This window comes from Streptomyces sp. NPDC001663, from assembly GCF_042893105.1.
Lineage (GTDB): Bacteria > Actinomycetota > Actinomycetes > Streptomycetales > Streptomycetaceae > Streptomyces.
On the sequence record NZ_JBIAUR010000007.1, the window covers coordinates 171,067 to 194,699 of the forward strand.

The 23,633-nt window shown below is 72.5% G+C and carries 21 protein-coding genes; 10 read left to right on the forward strand and 11 right to left on the reverse strand.

The window, feature by feature from the left end:
* Window positions 1-3: 3 nt before the first annotated feature.
* Together ACFY1L_RS23380 and ACFY1L_RS23385 are read right to left on the reverse strand one after the other, a co-directional pair.
* Window positions 4-1,098 carry a GNAT family N-acetyltransferase gene (locus ACFY1L_RS23380; protein WP_388827421.1) on the reverse strand — a complete coding sequence of 365 codons (1,095 nt, stop codon included), beginning with the start codon at window positions 1,096-1,098 and terminating at the stop codon, window positions 4-6.
* Window positions 1,099-1,108: 10 nt separating this feature from the next.
* Complete coding sequence (locus ACFY1L_RS23385) at window positions 1,109-1,771, reverse strand: hypothetical protein (RefSeq protein WP_388827424.1); 663 nt, start codon at window positions 1,769-1,771, stop codon at window positions 1,109-1,111.
* A gap of 46 nt (window positions 1,772-1,817) precedes the next feature.
* On the opposite strand from ACFY1L_RS23385, the gene ACFY1L_RS23390 reads away from it, so the two are divergent.
* The gene (locus ACFY1L_RS23390) at window positions 1,818-2,495 is read left to right on the forward strand and encodes a maleylpyruvate isomerase family mycothiol-dependent enzyme (protein WP_388827427.1); all 678 of its coding nucleotides are present in this window, start codon (window positions 1,818-1,820) and stop codon (window positions 2,493-2,495) included.
* Between the two features lie 87 nt (window positions 2,496-2,582).
* Window positions 2,583-3,275 carry a copper homeostasis protein CutC gene (locus tag ACFY1L_RS23395; protein ID WP_388827430.1) on the forward strand — a complete coding sequence of 231 codons (693 nt, stop codon included), beginning with the start codon at window positions 2,583-2,585 and terminating at the stop codon, window positions 3,273-3,275.
* 28 nt (window positions 3,276-3,303) lie between these two features.
* On the opposite strand, the gene ACFY1L_RS23400 is transcribed toward ACFY1L_RS23395, so the two are convergent.
* The gene (locus tag ACFY1L_RS23400) at window positions 3,304-5,361 is read right to left on the reverse strand and encodes a HelD family protein (RefSeq protein WP_388827434.1); all 2,058 of its coding nucleotides are present in this window, start codon (window positions 5,359-5,361) and stop codon (window positions 3,304-3,306) included.
* 314 nt (window positions 5,362-5,675) lie between these two features.
* On the opposite strand from ACFY1L_RS23400, the gene ACFY1L_RS23405 reads away from it, so the two are divergent.
* Window positions 5,676-5,861: a hypothetical protein gene (locus ACFY1L_RS23405; RefSeq protein WP_388827437.1), complete on the forward strand. Its 186-nt coding sequence runs from the start codon at window positions 5,676-5,678 to the stop codon at window positions 5,859-5,861.
* A 33-nt stretch (window positions 5,862-5,894) separates the two neighbouring features.
* Here ACFY1L_RS23405 and ACFY1L_RS23410 read toward each other — a convergent pair whose 3' ends face one another.
* The 3 genes from ACFY1L_RS23410 to ACFY1L_RS23420 form a co-directional block, all read right to left on the reverse strand.
* Entirely contained in the window at window positions 5,895-7,538 is a 1,644-nt protein-coding gene (locus tag ACFY1L_RS23410) for a DNA repair helicase XPB (protein ID WP_388828384.1), read from the reverse strand.
* Between the two features lie 110 nt (window positions 7,539-7,648).
* Window positions 7,649-8,548 (reverse strand): UTP--glucose-1-phosphate uridylyltransferase, encoded by a 900-nt coding sequence (locus ACFY1L_RS23415; RefSeq protein ID WP_388827440.1) that lies wholly within the window; start codon window positions 8,546-8,548, stop codon window positions 7,649-7,651.
* Window positions 8,549-8,679: 131 nt separating this feature from the next.
* Window positions 8,680-11,205, reverse strand: coding sequence for a helicase-associated domain-containing protein (locus ACFY1L_RS23420; protein WP_388827443.1), 2,526 nt, complete (start codon window positions 11,203-11,205; stop codon window positions 8,680-8,682).
* A gap of 203 nt (window positions 11,206-11,408) precedes the next feature.
* Between ACFY1L_RS23420 and ACFY1L_RS23425 the strand changes: the two genes are divergently transcribed.
* Both ACFY1L_RS23425 and ACFY1L_RS23430 read left to right on the forward strand, forming a co-directional pair.
* A complete protein-coding gene (locus ACFY1L_RS23425; RefSeq protein ID WP_388827446.1) occupies window positions 11,409-12,389 on the forward strand; it encodes a hypothetical protein in 981 nt (326 codons plus the stop codon).
* A gap of 65 nt (window positions 12,390-12,454) precedes the next feature.
* Complete coding sequence (locus ACFY1L_RS23430; RefSeq protein WP_388827449.1) at window positions 12,455-13,096, forward strand: HAD family hydrolase; 642 nt, start codon at window positions 12,455-12,457, stop codon at window positions 13,094-13,096.
* On the opposite strand, the gene ACFY1L_RS23435 is transcribed toward ACFY1L_RS23430, so the two are convergent.
* A complete protein-coding gene (locus ACFY1L_RS23435) occupies window positions 13,075-13,323 on the reverse strand; it encodes a hypothetical protein (RefSeq protein WP_388827452.1) in 249 nt (82 codons plus the stop codon). The genes ACFY1L_RS23430 and ACFY1L_RS23435 overlap by 22 nt on opposite strands.
* A 164-nt stretch (window positions 13,324-13,487) precedes the next feature.
* Between ACFY1L_RS23435 and ACFY1L_RS23440 the strand changes: the two genes are divergently transcribed.
* On the forward strand, window positions 13,488-13,871 hold the full coding sequence (locus ACFY1L_RS23440; RefSeq protein ID WP_126393065.1) for a cold-shock protein: 384 nt from the start codon (window positions 13,488-13,490) through the stop codon (window positions 13,869-13,871).
* Window positions 13,872-13,889: 18 nt separating this feature from the next.
* A complete protein-coding gene (locus tag ACFY1L_RS23445) occupies window positions 13,890-14,384 on the forward strand; it encodes a hypothetical protein (protein WP_388827455.1) in 495 nt (164 codons plus the stop codon).
* A gap of 19 nt (window positions 14,385-14,403) precedes the next feature.
* On the opposite strand, the gene ACFY1L_RS23450 is transcribed toward ACFY1L_RS23445, so the two are convergent.
* The 4 genes from ACFY1L_RS23450 to ACFY1L_RS23465 form a co-directional block, all read right to left on the reverse strand.
* Window positions 14,404-15,252, reverse strand: coding sequence for a 1,4-dihydroxy-6-naphthoate synthase (locus tag ACFY1L_RS23450; RefSeq protein WP_388827458.1), 849 nt, complete (start codon window positions 15,250-15,252; stop codon window positions 14,404-14,406).
* Window positions 15,242-15,943 carry a futalosine hydrolase gene (locus ACFY1L_RS23455; RefSeq protein WP_388827464.1) on the reverse strand — a complete coding sequence of 234 codons (702 nt, stop codon included), beginning with the start codon at window positions 15,941-15,943 and terminating at the stop codon, window positions 15,242-15,244. Before ACFY1L_RS23455 ends, ACFY1L_RS23450 begins: the two co-directional genes overlap by 11 nt.
* The gene (locus ACFY1L_RS23460) at window positions 15,913-16,401 is read right to left on the reverse strand and encodes a DUF2771 domain-containing protein (protein WP_388827467.1); all 489 of its coding nucleotides are present in this window, start codon (window positions 16,399-16,401) and stop codon (window positions 15,913-15,915) included. Before ACFY1L_RS23460 ends, ACFY1L_RS23455 begins: the two co-directional genes overlap by 31 nt.
* A 61-nt stretch (window positions 16,402-16,462) precedes the next feature.
* Window positions 16,463-17,887, reverse strand: coding sequence for an MFS transporter (locus ACFY1L_RS23465; protein WP_388827470.1), 1,425 nt, complete (start codon window positions 17,885-17,887; stop codon window positions 16,463-16,465).
* Between the two features lie 323 nt (window positions 17,888-18,210).
* On the opposite strand from ACFY1L_RS23465, the gene ACFY1L_RS23470 reads away from it, so the two are divergent.
* From ACFY1L_RS23470 to ACFY1L_RS23480, 3 genes are all read left to right on the forward strand, one after another.
* Window positions 18,211-19,137 carry a DUF3027 domain-containing protein gene (locus ACFY1L_RS23470; protein ID WP_388827473.1) on the forward strand — a complete coding sequence of 309 codons (927 nt, stop codon included), beginning with the start codon at window positions 18,211-18,213 and terminating at the stop codon, window positions 19,135-19,137.
* Window positions 19,138-19,400: 263 nt separating this feature from the next.
* Complete coding sequence (locus tag ACFY1L_RS23475) at window positions 19,401-22,523, forward strand: sacsin N-terminal ATP-binding-like domain-containing protein (RefSeq protein WP_388827476.1); 3,123 nt, start codon at window positions 19,401-19,403, stop codon at window positions 22,521-22,523.
* Between the two features lie 192 nt (window positions 22,524-22,715).
* Window positions 22,716-23,627 (forward strand): hypothetical protein, encoded by a 912-nt coding sequence (locus ACFY1L_RS23480; protein WP_388827479.1) that lies wholly within the window; start codon window positions 22,716-22,718, stop codon window positions 23,625-23,627.
* The last annotated feature ends 6 nt before the right edge of the window (window positions 23,628-23,633 follow it).

The window sequence follows — 23,633 nt, forward strand, 5'->3', positions numbered from 1 at the left end:
TCCTCAGCCCTTGAGCACGTACAGCCGGAGGTCCGTCTCCAACTCCCCGTGCGACTTCTCCTCCTCGACCGTCGCGCGGGTGAAGCCGGCCCGTGCGACCACGCGTTGCGAGGCGGCGTTCTCGTGGTCGATCGTCGCGAAGAGCGTGTGTACGTCGTCCCGGGCGAGTGCCCAGTCCGCCAGTGCGCGCAGGGCCTCGGTCGCGTAGCCGTTGCCGCGGGCGGGCTCGGCGAGGTCGTAGCCGATCTCGACCCGGCCCTCCTGGTCGGGGACGCCGTGGAAGCCCATGCCGCCGATCGCGCGGCCGTCTTCCTTGCGTACGAGGGCGAACACGCCGAACTCCGGGCGGTGGACGCCTCCTTCGTACGCCTTGAGCATGAAGCCCGAGGCCTCGCGCGTGCCCTCGAACGGGCCGCCCTCGATCCACTCGAAGCCGCCGTCGCCGCCCGCCACCAGGTCGCGCGCGGCCGCGGGCGTGATGCCCTCGAGGGTGAGGCGGTCGGCGGGCAGGGCGAGGTTGTTGTTCCAGCGCCACTCGGTGAGGCGGGCGCGGCCGGGGAGTTCACCGCGGCCGGTGGCCCACAGGAACGTGCGCCAGTGGTCGGGGCCCGGCTGCACATGCGGGAAGATCCGGGTCAGGACGGACTCCGCGAGCGCGGACGGGGGTTCGTACTCCAGGCCCAGGCCGCCCGCGATGTCGTGGGTGTGGGCGAGGACCTCGGCGATGCCCATCGCGGCGAAGCCCTCGCGGTTCGCGCTGCGGAAGGGGTACGGGTGGAAGCCGCGGACCTCGCGCGGTGCGGTGCGGACGGCGGCGGCGAGCAGGGCGCCGGTCGTCTCGATGACATGGAGCAGGTCGGCGTTGCCGGTGCCCTCGTCGAGGGTGATCTCGAAGGGGACGTACGCGTTCTGCGCGCGCCCGGCCAGGTTCGCGGCGTACGCGATGAGGTCCTCGGCGATGTGGAACGCCGTCTGGTGGCAGCTCCACTCCAGCCCGGCCGCGTTCACCGCCGCCCAGTCCCGGTCCACCGCCGGCCGCAGCGCCGCCACACAGCCCGCCACGGCCTCTTCCACCTGGTCCCCGCCCCATGCATGCATGGGGCGCAGACTATGCGGCCGGGTCCGTGGGCGGCGACAGCATTTCCAGCTCGGCGCCGAGGTTGTAGCGCGCCGTCGCCTCCCACTTCTCCTGGCCGTACGGCGTCCTGAACAGCCTAGGGAGATCCAGGAGTTGGCGCAGGATCGCGGCGCGGCCCGCGCGGAAGGCGTCGCTCGGGACGAAGTGGTACTCCTCGCGGACGGCCGCCGTGTACGCGGCGTACGCGGACGGGGGCGAGGCCAGGATCGCGAGGTCGGCGTCGCACAGGACCTGGCCGTTGCGGTCGTCGTCGGCCGGGTCGTGGGTGACGGTGAGGCGGACCAGGCGGGCGACCTCGGCGGTCCTGTCCCCGGGGACCCCGGCCTCGGGGAGGGCGCGTTCGGCGAGGTGGGCGGAGCGTTCCTCGTTCTCGGAGCGGTCGGGCAGGTACACGGCGTCGTGGAACCAGGCCGCGAGGCGTACGGCGTCGGGATCGTCCGCGTGCTTCTCCAGTACGTCGATGTGGTCCAGGACCGCCGTGAGGTGCGCGAGCGTGTGGTACCGGCGCTGCGGCTCCTGCCAGCGGGCCAGCAGGTTGTCGGCGTACGGGGCCGGGTCGGGGCCGGCGCCGGGGGAGCGGGCTCCTTCCAGGGCGCGGGTCCAGCGGGTGCGCAGGGCGTCGAGATCGGCCATGTCCACATTCTCCCGCCGATCACCGGGCGCCCATAGCGTGGAGCCCATGACGACTGGAGATCTGCACGACGTACGCGACCCCGAACTGCCCGGCCGGCTCCTGACCACCGAACGCGATGCCCTGATCCCTCTCCTTCGCTCCCGTCCCGACGCCGACTTCGCGCTCGCGACCGCCGCGTGTCCCGGCTGGAGCGTGCGGGACGTGCTCGCGCACTGTTCGTCCGCGCTGATCCGGGTGGTGGAGAGCCGCTTCGAGAAGGGAGTCTTCTCGCCCGAGTCGAACGACCGGGACATCGCCGACCGCGCCGACAGGACGAACGCGCAGGTCGTCGACGAGCTGGAGCGCGGGATGACCGAGGCCGGGCCGCTGATCGCCAAGGCGGGCGGGGTGCTGGACGTGATCGCGCTGGGCGAGTGGGTGCACGCGGGCGATGTGCGGGAGGTGTTCGGGGAGCCGGGCGCGTACGCGGGCGCGGGGCTGCCGGACGCGCTCACCCTCCTCGCCCGGCTCACCCGGGAGAAGGGGCACGTGCCGCTGCACGCCGACCTCGACGACGTGGACGAGCCGCTGCGGCTGGGCGAGGTGAGCGGGGAGCGGACGCCGGCCCGGTTCATCGGGGACGCCGCCACGCTCGTACGGCTGTATGCGGGGCGGCCGGTGGCGCAGGGGACGTCGTACGAGCTGGCGGGGGTGGAGGCGGGGGAGCTGAACATCTTCGGCTGAGTGGTGGGCCCCTTGCGTGGCGCGTACAGGCGTAGTCTTGAATTGGACTAGACCTGTACCGCCCGCCGAGCCGATGAATGGGGTCCCATGAGCAAGCGTGCAGTCCTGGAGGTGATCGCCCTCGACGTCGAGGACGCGGTCGCCGCCCAGGCCGGAGGCGCGGACCGCCTCGAACTGGTCACCGACATGGCGGCCGACGGGCTCACCCCGTCGGCCGCCACCTTCGCCGGGATCCGCGCCGCCGTCGACATCTCGCTGCGGGTGATGCTGCGGCTGGCGGACGGGTTCGCGGCGGGGGACGTCGGGCGGCTGGTACGCGTTGCCCGGGAGCTGCGGGACGCCGGGGCCGAGGAGTTCGTGCTGGGGTTCCTGGACGCGGACGGGGGTGTCGATCTGGGGACCGTGGAGCGGGTCGTGGGGGAGCTGGACGGGTGCCGGTGGACCTTCCATCGGGCGATCGACCATGCCGCCGACCGGGATGCGCTGCGCAAGCAGTTGGACGGGGTGCCGGGACTCGACACGTTCCTGACGGCCGGTTCCGCCGCGGGGGTCGACGACGGGCTCCGCACGCTGCTCGCCGAGGCGTCGAGGGGTGGCGAGCCCGGGTACGAGCAGCAGCTCCTGGTGGGCGGCGGGCTGCGGCTCGACCATGTGCCGACGCTGCTCGCCGCCGGGGTGGACGCGTTTCACATCGGCGGGGCCGCGCGGCCGGGAGGCTGGGCGGGGCCGGTTTCGGTGGAGGCGGTACGGCAGTGGCGGCAGGTCCTGGACGGACGCTGACCGGGCCCACCGCCGTCTCGCTTCCGGATCAGCCGAGTTGGGGCGGCAGCGGCGCCGCGTGTGTGACGATCAGGCCCGAGACGGCTCGGGTCAGGGCCACGTACAGGCGCCGCAACCCGGTCCGCTCGTCCGGTTCGCCGTCGACCACCGCCTGCGGCTCGTCGAGGACCACGTAGTCGTACTCCAGGCCCTTGGCGAGTGACGCCGGGACCAGGGTGAGGCGGGTCTCGGTCGTCGTCTCCTCGCCGGGGGCGAGATAACTGATGCCCGCCGCCGTCAGGGCCTCCGCCAGGTCCGGGATGCGGGCGTCCGCCGCGATCAGGCCCGTGGAGCCCTCGTTGCGCAGCAACTCCTCGCAGGCGGCGACCACTTCGGTGGTGGCGGTGGTCGGGCGGAGGGCGAAGAAGCCGGGGTTCTCGCGGACCGACGCGACCGGGGTGAGGCCCGGGGCGATGTGCGGGAGGAGCCGGGAGGCGTAGGTGATGACGTCCGTCGGGACGCGGAAACCGGCCGTCAGCTCCTCGATGACGCCGTCCGCCTTGCCGAGGTGGGTGAGCGCCTCGTCCCAACTCCTCGTCGCCCAGGGCGTGGTGCCCTGCGCCAGGTCGCCGAGGACGGTCGCGCTGCCGGTGGTGCAGCGGCGGCCGACCGCGCGGTACTGCATGGGGGAGAGGTCCTGCGCCTCGTCCAGGACGACATGGCCGAGGGAGTGCGTGCGCTGCACGACGTCCGTGGCCTCGTCGATCAACACGGCGTCCGCTGCGGACCACTTGGCGGACTTCACCGATCGGACCGGCTTCGCCCAAAGGATCGTCTTCTGCTCGTCCTCGTCGAGGATCCCCTCCGCGTGTACGGCGAGGAAGTCCGCGTCCGTGAGCAGGCGCAGGACGAGTTTCGCCGGGTCCACCAGCGGCCAGACCTGCTTCACCGCCGCCTTGACCGCGGCGTTGCGGGCCACCGCGTCCTGCACCCGGTCGTCCGGCGCCTCGCCCGACCGCTCCATCTGCACCAGCACGGCGTGCGCGATGCGCTGCGGCAGGGCCTCGCGGGCGGCGCCGTAGCGGATGTCGCGGCCCTGCAACTCCCGGACGATGTCCCCGAGTTCGTACGCCGGAACCCGCCAGCGACGCGAACCGCGCACCACGACCACCGGCTCGGTCGGCATGGTGACGTGCGAGTAGACGGCGCGGCGCAGCACCTCCGCCATCCTTGCGTCACCCTTGATGATCGCGGCCGCCGCGTCGTCGACGCCCCTGACCTCGACATGGCCCACCAGGTCGTCGACCGTGGCCTGTCTGACGGTCAACTCGCCCAGTGCGGGCAGCACTTGCTCGATGTAGTGCAGGAAGGACCTGTTCGGCCCGATGACGAGCGTGCCGGTGCGGGCGAGACGGTCGCGGTGGGCGTACAACAAGTACGCGACCCGGTGCAGGCCGACGGCCGTCTTCCCGGTCCCCGGGCCGCCCTGCACGCACACCGTTCCGCCCAGCCCGCTCCGTACGATCTCGTCCTGCTCGGGCTGGATGGTCGCCACGATGTCGCGCATCGGGCCCACGCGCGGACGCTCGATCTCCTGCTGGAGCAGCTTGCTGGTACGGGCCGCCTCGGCTGGGTCGGAGAGGTGCTCGTCCTCGTACGCCGTGATGTCGCCGCGGGTGTACCCGAAGCGGCGGCGCAGCGCGACGTCCAGCGGGTCCTTCTTGGACGCCCGGTAGAACGGCTGCGAGACCGGCGCCCGCCAGTCGATCACCATCGGGTCGCCGTCGTGGTCGTGCACGTGCCGGCGTCCGATGTAGAAGCGCTCGCCGTCCGCGCCCTCGGCCTGGTCGGCGCCCGGAGCGTGCAGGTAGTCGAGGCGGCCGAAGAACAGCGGGGTGTCGCTGAGGTCGGCCAGCGCCTTGATCCGCTCGTCGATCTGGCGGGCCAGGACCTCGGCGTTGACCCAGTTCGCGGTGACGTCGCGGATGTCGAGCGACTCGACGTCCTCGCGCATGGCGCGGAGCGCGGCGCGGGAGTCGGCGAGGTGGGTGCGCTCGCGGGAGAGGGGGTCGTCGAGAGGGGCGGGGTCGTCGACGGGCGTGGACAAGGGGGTGCCTCCGGAGACCTGCTGGGTGGGTGATCGTGCGTGATCTGTCGGTGCCGACCGGTTTCCGTCCGGTCGGCGGCACTCCGGGGAGGGAGGCGGGCAAGAGCGGAGATTCTAGGCCGGCGGGGGAGGCGGAGGCCAACGGTTTTGGCCGCCCTGTCTGCTCCCCCGCGGCCCCTCCGGTTCCTCCCCCTAGGGGACGGCCCCCTAGTCCCCGGGAGGGACGGACTCTGCCCGTAGTCGTACACGGCGACGACGGAGGTTCGGCCCGGAGGCCGATGCCCCCTTTATGGCTCGCGATCCACCATGGATACATGAGCGCAGCAACCTTCACCCCGGCCCCCGGCAGCTCGCGCCCGCCCGGCGCCACTCCCGTCCTCGGCAGCCACCGCCACCGCCTCGGCGACGCCCTGCGCGCCGTGAAGGTGTTCGCGGGCGCGGCGTTCGACGTGATCGTCCTCGGCGAGTACGGCGAGGAATCGGGCGTACGCCGCAAGTAACGGCACGGACGCCTTCTTGGGCGGCCCCGCTTCTCAGTCCTCTGCCAGCAGTTCGTCCGCGTCCACGATCCGGTACGCGTACCCCTGCTCCGCCAGGAAGCGCTGGCGATGGGCGGCGAAGTCCTGGTCGATGGTGTCTCGGGCGACGACGGAGTAGAAGTGCGCCTGGTGACCGTCGGCCTTGGGACGCAGCACCCGTCCGAGCCGCTGGGCCTCCTCCTGGCGTGAGCCGAAGGTGCCCGACACCTGGATCGCGACCGTCGCCTCCGGCAGGTCGATCGAGAAGTTCGCGACCTTGGACACGACCAGGACGCTGATCTCGCCCTCCCGGAAGGCGCCGAAGAGCTTCTCACGCTGGGCGTTGGACGTCTCGCCCTTGATCACGGGGGCGTTCAAGTGCTCGCCCAGCTCGTCGAGTTGGTCGATGTACTGCCCGATGACGAGGATCTGCTGCCCGGCGAAGCGGCGGACGAGCGCCTCCGTGACCTTGCGCTTGGTCGCCGTGGTCGCACAGAAGCGGTACTTCTCCTCCTGCTCGGCGGTGGCGTACGCGAGCCGCTCGGAGTCGGTGAGGTTGACCCGTACCTCCACGCAGTCGGCGGGCGCGATGTACCCCTGCGCCTCGATCTCCTTCCACGGCGCGTCGAACCGCTTGGGCCCGATGAGCGAGAAGACGTCGGACTCCCGCCCGTCCTCGCGCACGAGGGTCGCCGTCAGCCCGAGCCGCCGCCGGGCCTGCAGATCGGCGGTGAACTTGAAGACCGGCGCGGGCAGCAGGTGCACCTCGTCGTAGAGGATGAGCCCCCAGTCCCGGGAGTCGAAGAGCTCCAGGTGCGGATAGACGCCCTTCCGCTTCGTCGTCAGCACCTGGTACGTGGCGATGGTGACCGGCCGGATCTCCTTCTTCGTCCCGCTGTACTCACCGATCTCGTCCTCGGTCAGCGAGGTCCGCTTCACCAGCTCGTGCTTCCACTGCCGGGCGGAGACGGTGTTGGTGACGAGGATGAGCGTGGTCGACTTGGCCTGCGCCATGGACCCGGCACCGACGAGCGTCTTACCGGCACCACAGGGCAGCACGACGACCCCGCTGCCGCCGTGCCAGAAGTTCTCCACGGCCTGCTTCTGATACGGCCTGAGCGCCCACCCGTCCTCGACGAGCTCGATAGCGTGCGCCTCGCCGTCGACGTAACCGGCGAGGTCCTCGGCGGGCCACCCCAGCTTGAGCAGCGTCTGCTTGATCTGCCCGCGCTCGGAGGGGTGGACGATCACTGTGTCCGGGTCGATCCGGGCCCCGACCAGCGGCGCGATCCGCTTGGACCGCAGCACCTCCTCGAGCACGGGCCGGTCGGTGGTCGTCAGGACGAGCCCGTGCGCGGGGTGCTTGCTCAGCGTCAGCCGCCCGTACCGGTCCATGGTCTCGGCGACGTCGACGAGCAGCGCGTGCGGCACCGGATACCGGCTGAACTGCACGAGCGCGTCCACGACCTGCTCGGCGTCGTGCCCGGCCGCGCGCGCGTTCCACAGCCCGAGCGGCGTCACCCGGTAGGTGTGGATGTGCTCCGGCGCCCGCTCCAGCTCGGCGAACGGCGCGATGGCCCGACGGCACTCGTCGGCCTGCTCGTGGTCGACCTCGAGGAGCAGGGTCTTGTCCGACTGCACGATCAGCGGTCCGTTCACGTACGTCCATCCCTTCCGCACGGCCAAACGTCAAGTGTGCCTCATGTGCAAGTGATCAAGCGGGCCGTGCGACGGCGCCGTACCGCTTCCGCTCCCTGTCGACCAGGGCGTCAGGGCCGGCCCTCGGTGAGCTCGGCCAGGCGGCGCAGATGCGGTCCGTACTCCGGGTCGGCGAGGGCGGCCGCGAACTGGGCGGTCAGGTAGGCCAGCGGGTTGCCGGTGTCGTACCAGCGGCCCTGGATGACCTGGCCGTACACCGCCTTGGTGGCGGCGTAGGCGTTGATGGCGTCGGTCAGGTAGATCTCGCCGGTCCGGTGCTCGTACCAGGCCTTGGTCTGCTTCCGCAGTTCCTCGACGATCCCCGGCGTGATGACGTAGCCGCCGATGGCCGCGTACGCGGAGGGCGCGTCCCGGGGCTCGGGCTTCTCGACCAGGCCGGTGATGCGGAGGAGGCCGTCGCCGAGGTCCTCCTTGACCCGGGGGACGCCGTAGCGCTGTGAGTCGGCCGGGTCCATCGGGAGGAGGGCGAGGACCGGGCAGCTGGTCGCCTCGTAGGCGCGGATCAGCTGCTGGGCGCGGGGGACCTCGGCGACGAAGACGTCGTCCGGCCACAGCACCAGGATCGGCTCGTCGCCGACGTTGCGGGCGGCGTTCAGGACCGGGGTGCCGTTGCCGTACGGGCCGTGCTGGTCGAGGTAGGTGATGTGGCCGAGCCGGGAGAGCTCGCCGACCTCCTCCACCGCGTCCGCGTAGGCCGTCTTGCCGTCCGCCCGCAGCTGGGCGACGAGCGCCGGATTCGGCCGGAAATGGTCCTGGATCAGTCCCTTCCCGCCGGACACGACGATCGTGATGTCGGTGATCCCGGATGCCACGAGCTCGCGGACGGTGTGCTCGACGACGGGCCTGTCACCGACGGGCAGCATCTCCTTCGGGATCGCCTTGGTGAGGGGGAGGAGCCGGGAGCCCAGCCCGGCGGCTGGGATGACTGCGCGGCGGATCGTCGTGGCCATGAGGCCCCCTTCGTCGAAATGCCGGTCCAGGTTCCGGTCCCGTTCAGGAAACGCTGCCCACGGGCCTGCACCGGAAGCCCGGGGTGAACAGTGCCAGAAGCCCCGGTGGAGCGGTCACGAAGAGCATGGGTTCACGCCTCGTCCGCCAGCTCCGCGACCCCCGTGACCCGGTGCAGCGGATACGTCCGTACCTCGTCCGCCGTGTGGTCGTACGCCGTGACGAAGCCGCCCTCCACGCGGATCGGGGCGATGACGCGCTGGCTGGCGGAGCCCTCGGCGTTGACGTAGCCGATCCACAGGGCCTCGCCGGTGAGGACGGCGGCCTGCATGGTGGCGAGGGTCTCGGCGGAGCTGGTGCGGGGGAGGCCGCCGGGTGCCGGCGGGGTGGTCGTGTCGGTCGGTTTGCGTGGGGTCGTCGAGGCCAGGTCGCCCGCCCTGATGGCGCGGATCGCGGCCGCGAGGAGCGTCGCGTCGGGGGTCGGGGGGCCGTCCGGGACCGGCTCGGGGGCGGTGCGGGGCGGGGTGCGGTGGGCGTCGATGCGGGTGATCAGGACGTCGCCCTCCGCGGATTCGGCGGCCGGCGCGAAGCCCATCGCGCGCAGACCGTCGAGGAGGGTCGCCGGGTCGGCCTGGGTGGCGAGCACGGTGGGCGCGAGGCGCCGCAGCCGCAGGCCCGCGGCGCGCTTGTCGGCGAGGATCTCGTTCAGCAGGGCGTCGTCGTCGCAGCGCACGTACGCCGAAGCCGCCCCGACCCGCAGATGGCCGTGCTTGCGGGCCACGTCGTCGATCAGATACGCCAGCGGCTGCGGCACCGGGGTGCGGGAGTGGGTGGCGAGGAAGGCCTGCAGGTCGGAGGCGGTGCGGCCGGCGTCCAGGGCCCGCCGTACCGAACCGGGCGTGAAGCGGTACACCGTCGCCCCGCCCTTCGACTCCACGTCCGCCAGCACCCCCAGCATGTCGGCCAGCGGCCGCTGGAGGGGGCCGGGTGCGACCGCCGTCAGGTCCGCCTGGAGCAGGACGTGGTCCAGGGGTTCGGGGAGGAGCGGGGTGAGGAGGCGGGTGGCCGCGGCCGAGGCGGTGGCCTGTTCCGCGGGGGAGAGGGGCTCCAGGACGACCGGTACGTGGTGGACGGGGAGCTTGTCGCCGGGGCCCTCCTTCGTGTGCGCGGGCTTCGCCGGCGCCGGTGCCCCCAGCAGCGCCCGCCCGTGCGCGGACAGGGCGCCCCGCCCCGTCACGCCCAGCATCTCCGCCTCCGACAGCGCCCACTTGGCGAGCCGTCCGCGCAGATCGTCGTCCTGCTGAGGTCCCCGCAGCGGCCGCTCCCACTTCAGCCGTGCCAGCACCGACTCGGCGGACGGCGACGCCCCCTCGGACAGCCCGGCCAGCAGCGTCAGCACCCGATGCCGTATCTCCGGCGCCGCGCTGCGGTCGAGACCCGGCCCGAGCGCCGACAGCGTCCGGTCCTTCGCGTCCCGCCCGCCGACCACCCCCGCCGTGCGCGTCGCCGTCAGCCAGGCCTCCGCCAGCTGCGTCCAGCGCTCGGCGGCGGGCCGCTCCAGCCACTCGTCGTAGGCCGGGGTCGCCGCGTACCGCTCGTCGGCCTCCCCGTCGGAGGCCAGCAGCCCCGCCGCGTAGGCGAGTTCGACCCAGAAGGCGGCGACGGGCTCGGACACGTCGAGCGCAACCGCGGTCCGCTTAAGGTCCCGCACGCTCAGCCCGCCGGCCCGCAGCACGGTCGGCCCGCCCTCGTCCCAGTCCTTCAGCAGCTCCTCGACGGTCGCCAGCGCGGTGTACGCCTGCCCGGCCGCCGTCGCGTCCACAACCTGTGGACGGTGCACGGCCGTCGGCTCCAGCGCGGGCGGCATCGGCTCGGTGGCCCGGTGCGCACGGCCGCCGCGCAGGTGCAGCGCCACCTCACGCGGGAGTACGACGGTCCCGGGCGCCGTCGGCAGCAGCAGCCCCCGGTCCAGCAGCCAGCGCAGCCGGGGCGCCGGATCGGCCGTGACCTGGCCGTACGGCGGCCCCCACACCAGTCGCTCCAGCACCTCCCGCGACTCCGCGGACGCCTCGGCGAGCAGCGCGCCCATCCGCCTGCGGTCGGCGAACAGGCCGGTCAGCGCGGCCACGGCGGACACGGAGTCATGCGTCGAGGGCAGCCCGGCGGCGCCGACGATCTCCTGGATACGGCCCGGCGACATACCCGCGGTCGCCTCCTGCACGCTCTGCCCGAGCCCTGTCGGTGACGGGTGCTGCGGCGACGGCGCGAGCAGCTCCCGGGCGGTGCGCACCAGCCGCAGCCGGTCGTCACCACCCCACACGAGGGCCTGCTCACGCAGCGTGCCCAGGGCCCGGGGGAGCGCCGTGACGACCGCCGGATCGCCCTCGTCCCCGCTCATCAGCCCGAGCAGCTCGTCGTACGACGCCGGGTCCGCCGCCACCGCCAGCGCTTCCGCCGTCTGCAGCGCGAAACGGTCCAGCCGCTCGAGGGCGCGGACCACCGAGGCGCGGGTGCCGGCGCGGGTGGCCAGCTGGGTGAGGTCGGTGGGGACCGGGGTGATGAGATCGGGACGGCTGCGCAGCAGCGCGGCCAGCGAGGCGTCGTCCCTGGCGCGGAGGGCTTCCGCGAGGGAGCGGGGCGTTGTCGCCGGGGTGCTCATCTGACTCACGGTAGCGGGTGCCTCCGGCGGTTGAGCCGACTAGCTGCGGGTGGGCGGGGGTACGCGTCCCTGGGGGCTGCGCCCCCAGACCCCCGTCGGCCCTGAAGGGCCTCGTCCTCAATCGCCGGACGGGCTGGTTGTTGCTGACCTGCGCTACCTTCGTCCCGCGGGGTTTTCAACAGCCCGACCCCGGAGGGGACTTCGTGGGTATCGAGAGCGACAAGGTCGTCTACGAGTATCTGAGCCGCGTCGGCGACGTGGCGCAGCAACGGCAGCTGCCGTCGGCCGCGCGCATGCGCCTGGTGTCGGAGCTGCGCAACGAGATCGACCGCCGCCGGGCCAAGGCGACCGTCGACAGTCCCGCCGCCGTCCGCCGCATCCTCTCCCGGCTCGGCACTCCCGACGAGGTCGTCGCCGCAGCGGGAGGCACCGCCGGTACCCCGCGGGCGACGCCCACCCACGTGCCCGTACAGCGCGACGACGAGCCGGACGACGGCAAGCGGCTGCCGAAGAGCCTGCGCAAGGTGGTACCCCGCCCGCGCCCCGCCCAGCCCGAGCGGCCCGCCCCCTCCGACGCCCCTTCCCCACCGCACCTCGCCAGCGCCGCGGAACTCGGCGACAGCGCCACCCGGCCCGACTGGTGGCGGGTGGACAGCACCCCGTTCGGGGAGAGCGTCCCGGGATTCACCGGCGGTGTGGAGATCCCGGAGCTCCTCAGGCCGCCCCGCCCGAAGGAACCGGAGGAGGAGAAGCAGCCACCGGCCACCGAGAAGGCCGTGGAGGCCGAGGAAGAGGTCGTGGCCGAGGCACCGGCCAAGGAGCGCCGCCGCCTCGCCCTGCCCGCCGGCGGCTGGAGCAACCCGCTCCTCCTGATCGCCGCCGGGCTGCTCGTCGTCGGCGCGGTCCTCGGCAACTGGTTCGCCCTGCTGCTGGGTTGGCTCATCGCCTACGCCTCGCGCCGGCTGACCCAGAACGAGTCGAAATGGGCGGTCATCGGCATGCCGAGCGTGGCCGTCGCGGCCGGAATCGTGTGGCTGTGGGGCAGGAACGAGGGCCGGTGGGGCGACCCCATCGCCCAGGGCCACATGAACGACGCCGTCGCCCAGACCTGGCCGTGGGTGGTGCGGGGCGCGGCGGTGCTGTCGGCGCTGTTCGTCGTATGGCGGTCGCAGAGGAAGCTGTAGGTCGCCGACGAGGAAGATGTAGCTCACACCGGTCGGGCGACTTCCCGCCGCAGGGCATGGGCACAATGGCCCATATGGCCTCCACGACTGCGCCCGCCCTGACCGTCGGCTTCGATCTCGACATGACCCTCATCGACTCCCGGCCCGGCATCCGCGCCTGCTACCAGGCGCTGTCCGAGCGGACGGGGACGTACATCGACGCCGACCTCGCGGTCACCCGGCTCGGGCCGCCGCTCGCCGAGGAGCTGATCAACTGGTTCCCCGAGGAGCAGATCAGGGTCATGGCCGATCTGTACCGGTCGATGTACCCGACGATCGCCATCGCCGCGACGCCCGCGATGACCGGCGCCCGCGAGGCGATCGACGCCGTGCAGGCGGCCGGCGGGCGGGCGATCGTGGTCACCGCGAAGTACGAGCCGAATGCCAAGCTGCACCTGGAGCACCTCGGCATCCAGCCCGACGAGGTCGTCGGCGACCTGTGGGCCGAGCAGAAGGCGGAGGCACTGCGCGAGCACGCGGCCGGGGTCTACGTCGGCGACCACGTCGGGGATGTGCGCGGTGCGCGCAAGGCCGATGCGCTGTCCGTCGCCGTGGCGACCGGTCCGTGCAGCGTCGAGGAGCTGAGCACGGCCGGTGCGGACGTGGTGCTCGGAGACCTCACGGAGTTCCCGGGCTGGCTGGCGGACTACCGCCCGGCGCGCGCCTGACGGCGGCCCGCCGCAATCGAACGCAGCACTCCGGCAGCGGCGATCAGGAAGCCGACTCCCATGAGCATGCTCAGTCCGAACATGTAGGTCGGAAAAGGCTTCGCGTGGAGGAACAGCGGAGCCACTGTGACGAGTGTGGCCAGGGCACCGAGGAAGAACACGATGGCTCCGGCACGGATCAGTCGGTCACCGGGCTCGGCGGAATTCGTTTGGGTTTTGTCACGCACCGGACCAGGGTAGTTCCCAGCCCGAAGGAACAACCCGGCGACGTCTTGTCACCCGCCTGAAGACCATTAGCCTTGGTACCGGCGGGTCCGCGACGACCCGCCCCAGTGCTATCAAGAGCCGTTTCCGAAGCAGTTTTCCGACGAGTACGAGGACGAGGACAGACGTGCCTACCGGCAAGGTCAAGTGGTTCAACAGCGAGAAGGGCTTCGGCTTTCTCTCCCGTGACGACGGCGGTGACGTCTTCGTCCATTCCTCGGTCCTCCCCGCCGGAGTCGAGACGCTCAAGCCGGGCCAGCGCGTGGAGTTCGGCGTCGTCGCCGGACAGCGCGGCGACCAGGCGCTCTCGGTCACCGTCCTGGATCCGACGCCGTCGGTCGCGGCGGCCACCCGTAAGAAGCCGGACGAACTGGCTTCCATCGTCCAGGATCTGACGACTCTCCTCGAGAACATCACGCCGATGCTCGAGAAGGGCCGCTACCCCGACAAGGCCTCCGGCAAGAAGATCGCCGGCCTGCTCCGCGCCGTCGCCGACCAGCTCGACGTGTAACTCCTCGAAACAGCCGACGTGACCGACATACGTACCGACCCCGGGGACGGGGCCATGAACAAGGCCCCGTCCACCGAACTGCTGGAGCGGATCCGGCGGCAGCGTCGGCACACCCTGGAACTGCTCACCGTCTCCGCCGTGGGCCTGGTCCCGTGGACGGTCCTGCTGTGGTTCACGCTGCCCAGCGGCTACACGGTCCGCCAGTGGCGCACGGCCTGGGTAGGCTTCGACGCCCTGCTCGTGCTCGCGATGGCGTGCACCGCCCTGCTCGGCTGGCGCCGCCACCGCGCCGTCGCCGTGGCGGCCGCCGCGACGGCGGCGCTGCTGATCTGCGACGCGTGGTTCGACGTCTCGCTCGCCCTCGGCACCCCGGACGTGTGGCTGTCCGCGGTGCTCGCGGTGGCCGTCGAACTCCCGCTGGCCTGGTTCCTCATCCGCAAGGTCCTGGGCATGCTGTCCCTGGCCCACTGGCCGCCCCGCACACCCCTGGCCGACGGCGACGAGGACTGCTGACCCGACCGGAGCACCCGGCTCAGGGGAAGGCGAGCGCGTCCGGCCCGAGCGCCGGCACCAGCCCTTCCGCCGCCGCCCGGGTCAACAACCCCCGGATCGCCGCGTACCCGTCGTCCCCCAGATCCGCGGTGAACTCGTTGACGTACAGCCCGATGTGCTGGTCGGCGACGGCCGGATCCATCTCCTGCGCGTGCTCCATGACGTACGGCCGGGAGACCTCGGGGTCGTCCCAGGCGGCGCGCACGGAGGTGCGGATGGAGTCGGCCAGCCCCGTCAGGGCCTCCGCGCCCAGCGACCGCTTGGCGATGATCGCGCCCAGCGGGATGGGGAGGCCGGTGGTGTCCTCCCAGTGCTCGCCCATGTCCGCGAGCTTGTGCAGGCCGTAGTTCTGGTACGTGAAGCGCGCCTCGTGGATGACGAGTCCCGCGTCGACCTTCCCGTCCCGCACGGCGGGCATGATCTCGTGGAAGGGCATCACCACGATCTCGCCGACCCCGCCGGGGACCGTGTCCGCCGCCCACAGCCGGAACAACAGATACGCCGTCGACCTCTCGCTCGGCACGGCGACGGTACGACCCGTCAGATCTCCGGGTCCCCGGGTGAGCACCAGCGGCCCGCAGCCCCGCCCCAGCGCGCCCCCGCAGGGCAGCAGCGTGTACTCGCCGAGAACGTACGGCAGCACCGCGTACGACACCTTCAGCACGTCGAACTCGCCGCGCTCGGCCATGCCGTTGGTGATGTCGATGTCCGCGAACGTCACGTCGAGCGCGGGCGCACCCGGGACGCGGCCGTGTGCGAGGGCGTCGAAGACGAAGGTGTCGTTCGGGCAGGGCGAGTACGCGATCTGCAGCGGCTGCTCACTGGTCATGGCTGTTCCAACTCTCCAGTACGGGCGCGAGCTTCCCGAAGGCCTCCGTCAGGGCCGCGAGCGCGTCGCCGATGCGCCACGCGGCGCGGTCGCGCGGGCCGACGGGGTTGGAGACCGCGCGTATCTCCAGCACGGGCACGTCATGTGCGGCGGCCGCCTCGGCGACCCCGAAGCCCTCCATCGCCTCGGCGAGAGCACGGGGGTGGCGGGCGCGGAGCTCCGCGGCGCGCTCGGCGGTGCCGGTCACCGTGGAGACGGTCAGTACGACGCCGGGGCGAGCTCCGGTGGCGGCCACGAGGTCTCGTACGAGTGCATTCGGCGGACGGTGGGTGACGGTCCCGAAGCCGAGTTCGGTGACCGGTACGAACCCCTCGGCGGTCTCGGCGCCCAGATCGGCCGCGGTGATCTCGTCGGCGACGACGAGCGAGCCGACGGGCGCCTCGGGCTGGAAGCCGCCGGCGATCCCGGCGGAGACGACGAGACCGTACGGCACGCCCTGCAGGGCGGCGGTGGTGAGGGCGGTCGCGGTGGAGGCGGCGGCGAGGGCGGGGCCCACACCGGCGGCGATCACCGTGATGTCGTCGCCGGTGAACGCCCTTGCCACCGCGTCCCGTTCGGCGGGAACCGCGGTGGCTACCAGGACACGTACGGAAGACGTGGTCAGTCGTCCTTCTTGAGCTTGAAGGACCACAGGCCGGTCGCGGCACTGCTGCTCTTCTTGCCGTCGCCCGCCTTGATGGTGACCAGGGTGGAGTTGCCCTGGGCGCCGTACTGGGCGTTGAAGAAGACGCTGCCCGGGATGGTGCGGTAGGTCTTGTCGCTGTCCTCGACGAGCGGCTGACCGTTCATCAGGATCGTCCACCGCTTGTCGGCGATCTCGGGGTCGACGCCGAAGCGGACGGTCTCGTCGGGGTCGACCTTGATGGACTTGATGTCGTTGTCCTTCAGGCACTTCGCGAGGTCCGCGGTCTGCAGGGTCTTGCCCTCGCCGCCGCAGGTGGCCTCCGAGCTGACCGAGGAGCGGCCGACCGTGATCGTGGACAGCGGCGTCGGCTTGTCACACGCCGACAGGACGAGCAGTCCGGCGGAAACGGCGCCGGCGGCGGCGACGGCGCGGCGGCGTCGCACAGCGGATTGCATCGAGGTCATGGCCGAAGGCTATAGGGCGCGTCAGGAGCTCTCTCTACGTGGGGTACGGCGTGCCCGTGTGTTACGCCACGCGAGGCTTCACGCCGCCCCCGCGGTGGGCGGAGCTCAGCAGGCCGCGGACCGTGGTGACCCAGCCGAGGGCGATGACCGCGGCGGCCACGCACAGGCCCGCCGTGCCGTTCAGGGGCATCACGATGCCGATCGCGCCGCCCAGCACCCACGCCATCTGCAGCATGGTCTCGGAGCGTGCGAACGCCGACGGGCGCACCGTCTCGGGCACGTCCCGCTGGATCAGCGCGTCCAGGGACAGCTTGGCCAGCGCCTGCGAGAACCCGGCGAACGCGGCCAGGCACGCCACGAGGAACGCGCCGAAGAAGATCGCGGCCGTGATCGCCACGCCGAGCACGATCGGCAGGACCGTCACGATGATGATCTCCGGCGCCCGCTGCCGCAGCCCCGCCCCGACTGCCGTACCGAGCGCGTTGCCCACACCCGCCGCGACGGCCACTATCCCCAGCGAGACGGCCGCGCTGGAACCGGTCAGGGGATGCTCGCGCAGCAGGAAGGCGAGGAAGAAGGTCAGGAAACCGGACAGCCAGCGCAGGGCCGCGTTCGCGCCGAGCGCGTGGGTGACCGCGATGCCGACCGTCCTGAGACCCGGCCGCTTGACCGGTTTGAGGTGCGGCCCGTGCAGATGCTCGGCGTCCGCCGCGAGCAGTGCAGTGTCCTCGCCCTTGGCCGAGTCGACCTTCGGGGCCAGGGTGAAGGACAGGAACATGCCCCAGATGTAGATCACGAAGGCGCCGTAGAGCGGCCAGCGCGGCCCGATCGAGTGCAGGCCCGCGCCGATCGGCGCGGCGACACCGGTGGCGAGGAGCCCGCCGAGCGTGACCCGCGAGTTGGCCTTGACGAGGGAGAACTTGGGCGGGAGCAGCCGGGGCACGACGGCACTTCTCACCACGCCGTACGCCTTCGACGCGACCAGCACGCCCAGCGCGGCCGGATACAGCTGCAGGCTGCCGGTGCTGACGGCGCCGGCGATGATCAGCGCGAGCAGTGCCCGGGCGAGCATCGAGCCCGCCATCGCGGCGCGGCGGCCGTGCGGGAGCCGGTCGAGGAGCGGCCCGATGACGGGGGCGAGGACGGTGAAGGGCGCCATGGTGATGGCGAGATAGAGCGCGACGCGCCCCCGCGCCTCGTCCGTCGGCACGGAGAAGAAGACGGTCGAGGCGAGCGCGACGGTGATCATGACGTCGCCGGCGCCGTTGACCGCATGCAGTTCGATCAGCTTGCCGAGGCCGGACTCGCCGGCCCCGTGCGCATGCGTGGCCTTCCTGATGCCGCGGGCGGTTCCGGTCACCGGGAAGTGCAGGGCACGGCCGACCGCGCGGACGGACCCGCCGAACCGGCCCGAACCGCCACCACGACTGCTGCCCTTGACCCCACCGACCCCGGTGGCTCCTTGGGGTGTCCTTGCGGCTGCCACTCCGCCATAGTGCCCCGAGAAAGCTGTGTGTAGTGCGGTTACCGCGCGTATGGGCGCGTACTTGGCGAGTCGATCGCCCTGAGGTGATGGGGAAACGTCCCGTCGGTGTAGGCCGAGCGGTCGCGAGAAGGTAGCGTGCGTAGCGCGCCGTGGCGAACGTTCTCGGCCGCGCGCCTCACGAACATCCCGCAGAATGGATGTATGAGGTGCGCCCGAGCGCGATCGGGCGCGGACGTCGACGCGGTCCTTCGGTCCGCTCCGTCCGCACCCACCGCCTTCAGGCCGGCGCACCCGAGTGACGGCGTAGGAGAGAAGCGATACCTGTGAGCGCAGCGACAACGCGAAGCCGCACCCCCGACCGCCTGTGTGCCGAGGCCGTCGACCTCGCCCGCGCCGCAGCCGAGGAGGCCGCCGCGCCCGGCGTGGTCGGCGAGCACGCGGGGCACGCGTCCGAGGGCGACCGCGTTGTCACGCACTTCTTCGAGTGCAAGGAGCTCGGGTACCGGGGCTGGCGCTGGGCGGTCACCGTGGCCCGCGCCTCCCGTGCCAAGGTCGTCACGCTGGACGAGGTGGTCCTCCTCCCCGGCCCGGACGCGCTGCTCGCGCCTGAGTGGGTGCCGTGGAGCGAGCGCCTACGCCCCGGCGACATGGGCCCCGGCGACCTGCTGCCCACCGATGCCGAGGATCTGCGCCTGGAGCCCGGCTACTCCGGCGAGGACGAGCCGCCCCCGGCCTCTCCCGTCTCGGAGGAGATGGCGGAACTGGTGGAGGCGGAGGACGCGGAGGTCACGGCGGGTGCCCCCGCGAACCTTCCCGTCGTGCCGATCCGCGGCTCGATCGCGTCGGTCGCCGAGGAACTGGGCATGCGCAGGGCCCGTGTTCTGTCGCGCTACGGCCTGCATGTCGCCGCGGACCGCTGGGAGGAGTCGTACGGCTCGAAGACGCCGATGGCGCAGGCGGCGCCCGCATCCTGCGTGAGCTGCGGCTTCCTGCAGCCGATCGGCGGTTCCCTGGGCCAGGCCTTCGGCGTCTGCGCGAACGAGTTCTCACCGGCCGACGGTCGTGTGGTCTCCCTTGCCTACGGCTGCGGGGGCCACTCCGAGGCCGCGATCATGCCGAAGCCGCCCCAGCCGGCTGCGCCGGTGATCGACGAGACGAAGGTGGACCCCTTCCCGCTGCGGCCGGCGGCGGACTCGGGTTCGGTGTCGGCGGTCCCGGACGAGGCGTCGGCGGAACTGGGCCACTCGTAACCCTGCGGCACTCTCAGCCCGTTCGGCGTTGAGGACGAGGCCGTTCAGGCCGATCGGGGTCCGGGGCGGAGCCCCGGGGAGGGGTGCAGGGGACGCAGTCCCGGGGAGGGGTGCAGGGGACGCAGTCCCCGCCGGGGGTCAGGGGGCGGAGCCCTCTGGCGGGGTCGAAGGGGCGAAGCCCCTGGGGACGGGACGGGTAGGGGCGGCGGGGGCGAAGAACATCTCGCGGTACCTTCGTGCTCACGCCGATGAGGAGAGTCAACGTGAGCAAGTTCGTGCGGCCGGCCCCCGAAGGTGCGGACCCGTTCGGCACCGCCCGCCTGCGCCGCGGAGTGCTGGACGCGTGGGCCACCAGCCCCGCCCGCTTCCGCGAGGACGCCAACGCCGAGGAGGACCTCGTCCTCGGCGGCTACCGCGACCGCCTCGTCGTAGAGCTCGCCCAGAACGCCGCCGACGCGGCCGCCCGCGCCGGCGTCCCCGGCCGCCTCCGCCTCACCCTCCGCGACGGCGTCCTCGTCGCCGCCAACACCGGCGCCCCGCTCGACGCGACCGGCGTCGAGTCCCTCGCCACCCTCCGTGCCTCCGCCAAGCGGGGCGCCGACGACACGTCCGTCGGACGCTTCGGCGTCGGCTTCTCCGCCGTACTCGCCGTCACCGACGAGCCCGCCGTCGTCGGCCGCCACGGCGGCGTCCGCTGGTCCCTCGCCGAGGCCCGGGCGCTGGCCGCCGACACCGCCCGGCACAGTCCGGGACTGGGGGACGAGATCCGGCGGCGGGACGGGCATGTACCGCTTCTGCGCCTCCCCTTCGCCGCCGAGGGCACCGCCCCCGACCCCTACGACACGGCCGTCATCCTCCCGCTGCGCGACACCGCCGCCGCCGACCTCGCCGAACGCCTCCTCGACGCCGTCGACGACGCCCTCCTGCTCGCACTCCCGGGCCTGGAGGAGGTGGTCGTGGAGACCGACACCGTCCGCACCCTCCGCCGCACCGCCGACGGCCCCCTCACCGTCGTGGAGGACTCCCTCGAGGGCACCACCCGCTGGCGCACCGTCTCCGCGCACGGCCCGCTCACCGCGGAGCTCCTCGCCGACCGGCCCGTGGAGGAGCGGCTGCGGCCCCACTGGTCCGTGACCTGGGCGGTGCCGGTCGACTCCGACGGCGGCGGTCCGGCCCGCCCCCGGACCAGCCCGTACGTCCACGCCCCCACCCCCAGCGACGAGCCCCTCGGCGTCCCCGCCCTGCTCATCGCCTCCTTCCCGCTCGACACCACCCGCCGGCACGCGGCCCCCGGTCCGCTCACCGACTTCCTGGTGCAGCGCGCGGCGGACGCGTACGCCGAACTCCTCGCCGAGTGGCGGCCGGTGGGCGACGGGATCATCGGTCTCGTGCCCGGGCCGCTGGGCAAGGGGGAGTTGGACGGAGCCCTGCGGCAGGCGATCCTCGAGCGGCTGCCCCGCACCTCCTTCCTGCCGCCGGCCGCCGAGCCCCACGGGGACGACGACGAGCTGCCCGAGTCCCTGCGGCCGCGGGATGCCGAGGTCGTCGAGGGCGCGGGCGCCGACACCGTGCGGGTCCTCGCCGAGGTGCTGCCCACCCTGCTCCCCGCCGGCCTCGAACGGCGCGTGGAGCTCAGGACGTTGGGCGTCGCCCGGGTCCCGCTCACCGACGCCGTGGACCGGCTAGCGGGGCTGGAGAAGGAGCCCGGCTGGTGGCGGCGGCTCTACGACAGCCTGGCGGGAGTGGACCCGGACCGGCTCTCGGGCCTCCCGGTCCCGCTCGCCGACGGGCGTACGACCATCGGGCCCCGGCAGGTCCTGCTGCCGACCGCGGATGCCGCCCGCATCGACCCCGAGGTGCTCGCCCGACTGGGCCTCAAGGTCGCCCACCCGGACGCCGCCCACCCCCTCCTGGAGAAGCTCGGCGCCCTCCCGGCGACACCCCGCGCCGTCCTCACCACCCCGCAGGTGCGCGCCGCCGTCGCCGCCTCCCTCGACGAGGAGGGCGGGCTCGACTGGGAGCAGGACGCGCCCGACGCCGAGGAGCTGGCCGACACGGTCCTCGCGCTCGTAAGGGATGCGGGTCTGGAGCCCGGTGACGAGCCGTGGCTCGGCGCCCTGGCCCTTCCCGACGAGGACGGGGAGCTCGCCCCGGCCGGCGAACTCGTCCTCCCCGGCAGTCCCTTCCACCAGGTCATGCGGGAAGAGGAACTCGCCACCGTCGACGGCGAGTTGGCCGACAAGTGGGGTCAGCAGCCGCTGGCCGCCTGTGGTGTGCTCGCCAACTTCGCCCTCGTCCGGGCCACCGACGTCGTCCTCGACCCCGACGAACTGGAGCCCCGCGAGGGCGACTACGCCGAGCCCGACGACGCCGGACTGCTGGACGCCGTGGACGTGTGGAGCGAGGACGTCCTCGACCGCTTCCCGGACACGCCCGTACCGCCGGTCGCCACCGAGCTGATCGCCGTACGGGACCTGGACCTGGTGGACGACGACAAGTGGCCGCAGGCCCTCGCCCTGCTCGCCCAGCCGCCCCTGCGCGACGCCCTCACCCAGCCGGTACGGATCCTGCTGCCCGACGGCACGCACGAAGTCGTACGGCCCTACACGGCATGGTGGCTGCGCGGGCACCCGGTGCTCGACGGCCGCCGCCCCGCCGGGCTGCTGGCCTCCGGCGGCGATCCGCTCCTGCGCGGTCTGTACGACGAGGCCGACGCGACCGGGTTCGACGACGAGCAGGTGCTGCGGGCGCTCGGCGTGCGGACGTCCGTGGCCGCGCTGCTCGACGAGCCCGGCGGGGCCGCCGAGCTGCTCGACCGCCTCGCCGACCCGGACCGTGAGGTCACCGGCGCCCAACTGCACGCCCTCTACGGCTCTTTGGCCGACCTCGATCCCGACCAGGTGACCCTGCCGGACGAGCTGCGTGCCGTCGTCGACGGGCGGGTCGAGGTCGTGGACGCCGCCGACGCCGTGGTCGTCGACTCGCCCGACCTGCTGCCCTTCACCGAGGGCGTCCCGCTGCTGCCGGTGCGGCCCGCGCGGGCCGCCGAGCTGGCCGAGCTGTTCCAGGTGCGGCGGCTGAGCGAGTCCGTCACCGGTGAGGTGGACTCCGAGGGCGCCGAGCACGCCGTACCGGATTCGGTACGGGGCCTGCTCGGGGCGCGCACCCCGTCGACGTATGTCGAACACGAGGAACTCGTCGTCGACGGCGTGGAGCTGGACTGGCGGCTGACCTCCGACGGTGTGCTGCACGCCGCCACCGTGGAGGGCGTCGCCGCGGGGCTCGCCTGGGCGGCGGGGCAGTGGCCGCGGCGGTTCGAGGTGGCGGCCCTGCTGGAGGACCCGTCGCGGACGGAGGAGCTGGCGCGGGACCGGTGGTTCGACTGACGGCTGACGTGCGGGTTCCTTGATCTCAAAATTTCCCGCACAAATTGTTTACCTGCCGTACAACCATTCCCATCCGTCACGGATCTGATCACGTGAGCCAACAGGCTCACCGATCACTTGGGCCCCGACGGGACGACGTGCCGTTGGGGGGACGATCACCTTCGGGGCCCCTTTCTCCATACGGGGATACACATGCGCATACGTGCCACCGTGGCCGCCGTCTCCGGTGCCCTGGCCCTGTCCGCCCTCGCCGCGCCGGCCGCGCTCGCCGCCGACTCGCCGAAGGTTCCGGCGGATGTCGCGGCCGCCGTCGAGGCCGTCCACGTCGGCTCCGGCAAGACCGCGTTCGCCGCCGACGCGACCGGCACGCCGTACGAGCTGAACGCCTCCTTCTCCAACGTGAAGGTCAACAAGGGCAAGAACATCGCCGTCGGCACCACCAACGTGGTGAAGGTGCCGGTCACCTTCACGCTGACGCACGGCGAGGAAGTGGACATCCACGCCCCGGACTTCGTCGCCGGCATCGAGCTGTACCGCGGCACGGACTTCACCGCCGAGGAGTGGTGGTTCGACAGCGACGTCGCGTCCTGCACCGACTCCTCCACCACCGTCGCCTCCTGCACCGCCACCGTCGCCATCGACCCGGCGGAGCTGCTGAACGAGGACGCCGGTGCGTGGAAGGCGGCCGGCTTCGCGGTCGCGTTCAACGGCGAGGACCAGGAGAACCCGAACCTGGACAACGTCGGCGTCGCCGTGACCGACAAGGTCGCCGCCTACAACCTGCAGCGCTACTCCAAGCTGACGGTCAACGCCGCGCCGGAGCCGGTCAAGAAGGGCAAGACCGTCACGGTCACCGGCAAGCTGTCCCGCGCCAACTGGGACGACGGCAAGTACCACGGCTACACCAACCAGTCGGTGAAGCTGCAGTTCCGCAAGAAGAGCTCCAGCACCTACACCACGCTGAAGACCATCAAGTCGAACTCGACGGGTGACCTGAAGACGACGACCACCGCCACGGTCGACGGCTACTACCGCTACTCCTTCGCGGGCACCACGACCACCCCGGCCGTCAGCGCCACGGGTGACTACGTCGACGTGCAGTAAGCACCT

Excerpts from the sequence above, each read along its gene's own strand:
- ACFY1L_RS23480 (WP_388827479.1), top strand. The coding sequence starts at position 22,716 with ATGCGCATACGTGCCACCGTGGCCGCCGTCTCCGGTGCCCTGGCCCTG.
- ACFY1L_RS23405 (WP_388827437.1), top strand. The coding sequence starts at position 5,676 with ATGAGCGCAGCAACCTTCACCCCGGCCCCCGGCAGCTCGCGCCCGCCC.
- ACFY1L_RS23380 (WP_388827421.1), bottom strand. The coding sequence starts at position 1,098 with ATGCATGCATGGGGCGGGGACCAGGTGGAAGAGGCCGTGGCGGGCTGT.
- ACFY1L_RS23460 (WP_388827467.1), bottom strand. The coding sequence starts at position 16,401 with ATGACCTCGATGCAATCCGCTGTGCGACGCCGCCGCGCCGTCGCCGCC.
- ACFY1L_RS23420 (WP_388827443.1), bottom strand. The coding sequence starts at position 11,205 with ATGAGCACCCCGGCGACAACGCCCCGCTCCCTCGCGGAAGCCCTCCGC.
- ACFY1L_RS23395 (WP_388827430.1), top strand. The coding sequence starts at position 2,583 with ATGAGCAAGCGTGCAGTCCTGGAGGTGATCGCCCTCGACGTCGAGGAC.
- ACFY1L_RS23385 (WP_388827424.1), bottom strand. The coding sequence starts at position 1,771 with ATGGCCGATCTCGACGCCCTGCGCACCCGCTGGACCCGCGCCCTGGAA.
- ACFY1L_RS23430 (WP_388827449.1), top strand. The coding sequence starts at position 12,455 with ATGGCCCATATGGCCTCCACGACTGCGCCCGCCCTGACCGTCGGCTTC.
- ACFY1L_RS23390 (WP_388827427.1), top strand. The coding sequence starts at position 1,818 with ATGACGACTGGAGATCTGCACGACGTACGCGACCCCGAACTGCCCGGC.
- ACFY1L_RS23415 (WP_388827440.1), bottom strand. The coding sequence starts at position 8,548 with ATGGCCACGACGATCCGCCGCGCAGTCATCCCAGCCGCCGGGCTGGGC.
- ACFY1L_RS23450 (WP_388827458.1), bottom strand. The coding sequence starts at position 15,252 with ATGACCAGTGAGCAGCCGCTGCAGATCGCGTACTCGCCCTGCCCGAAC.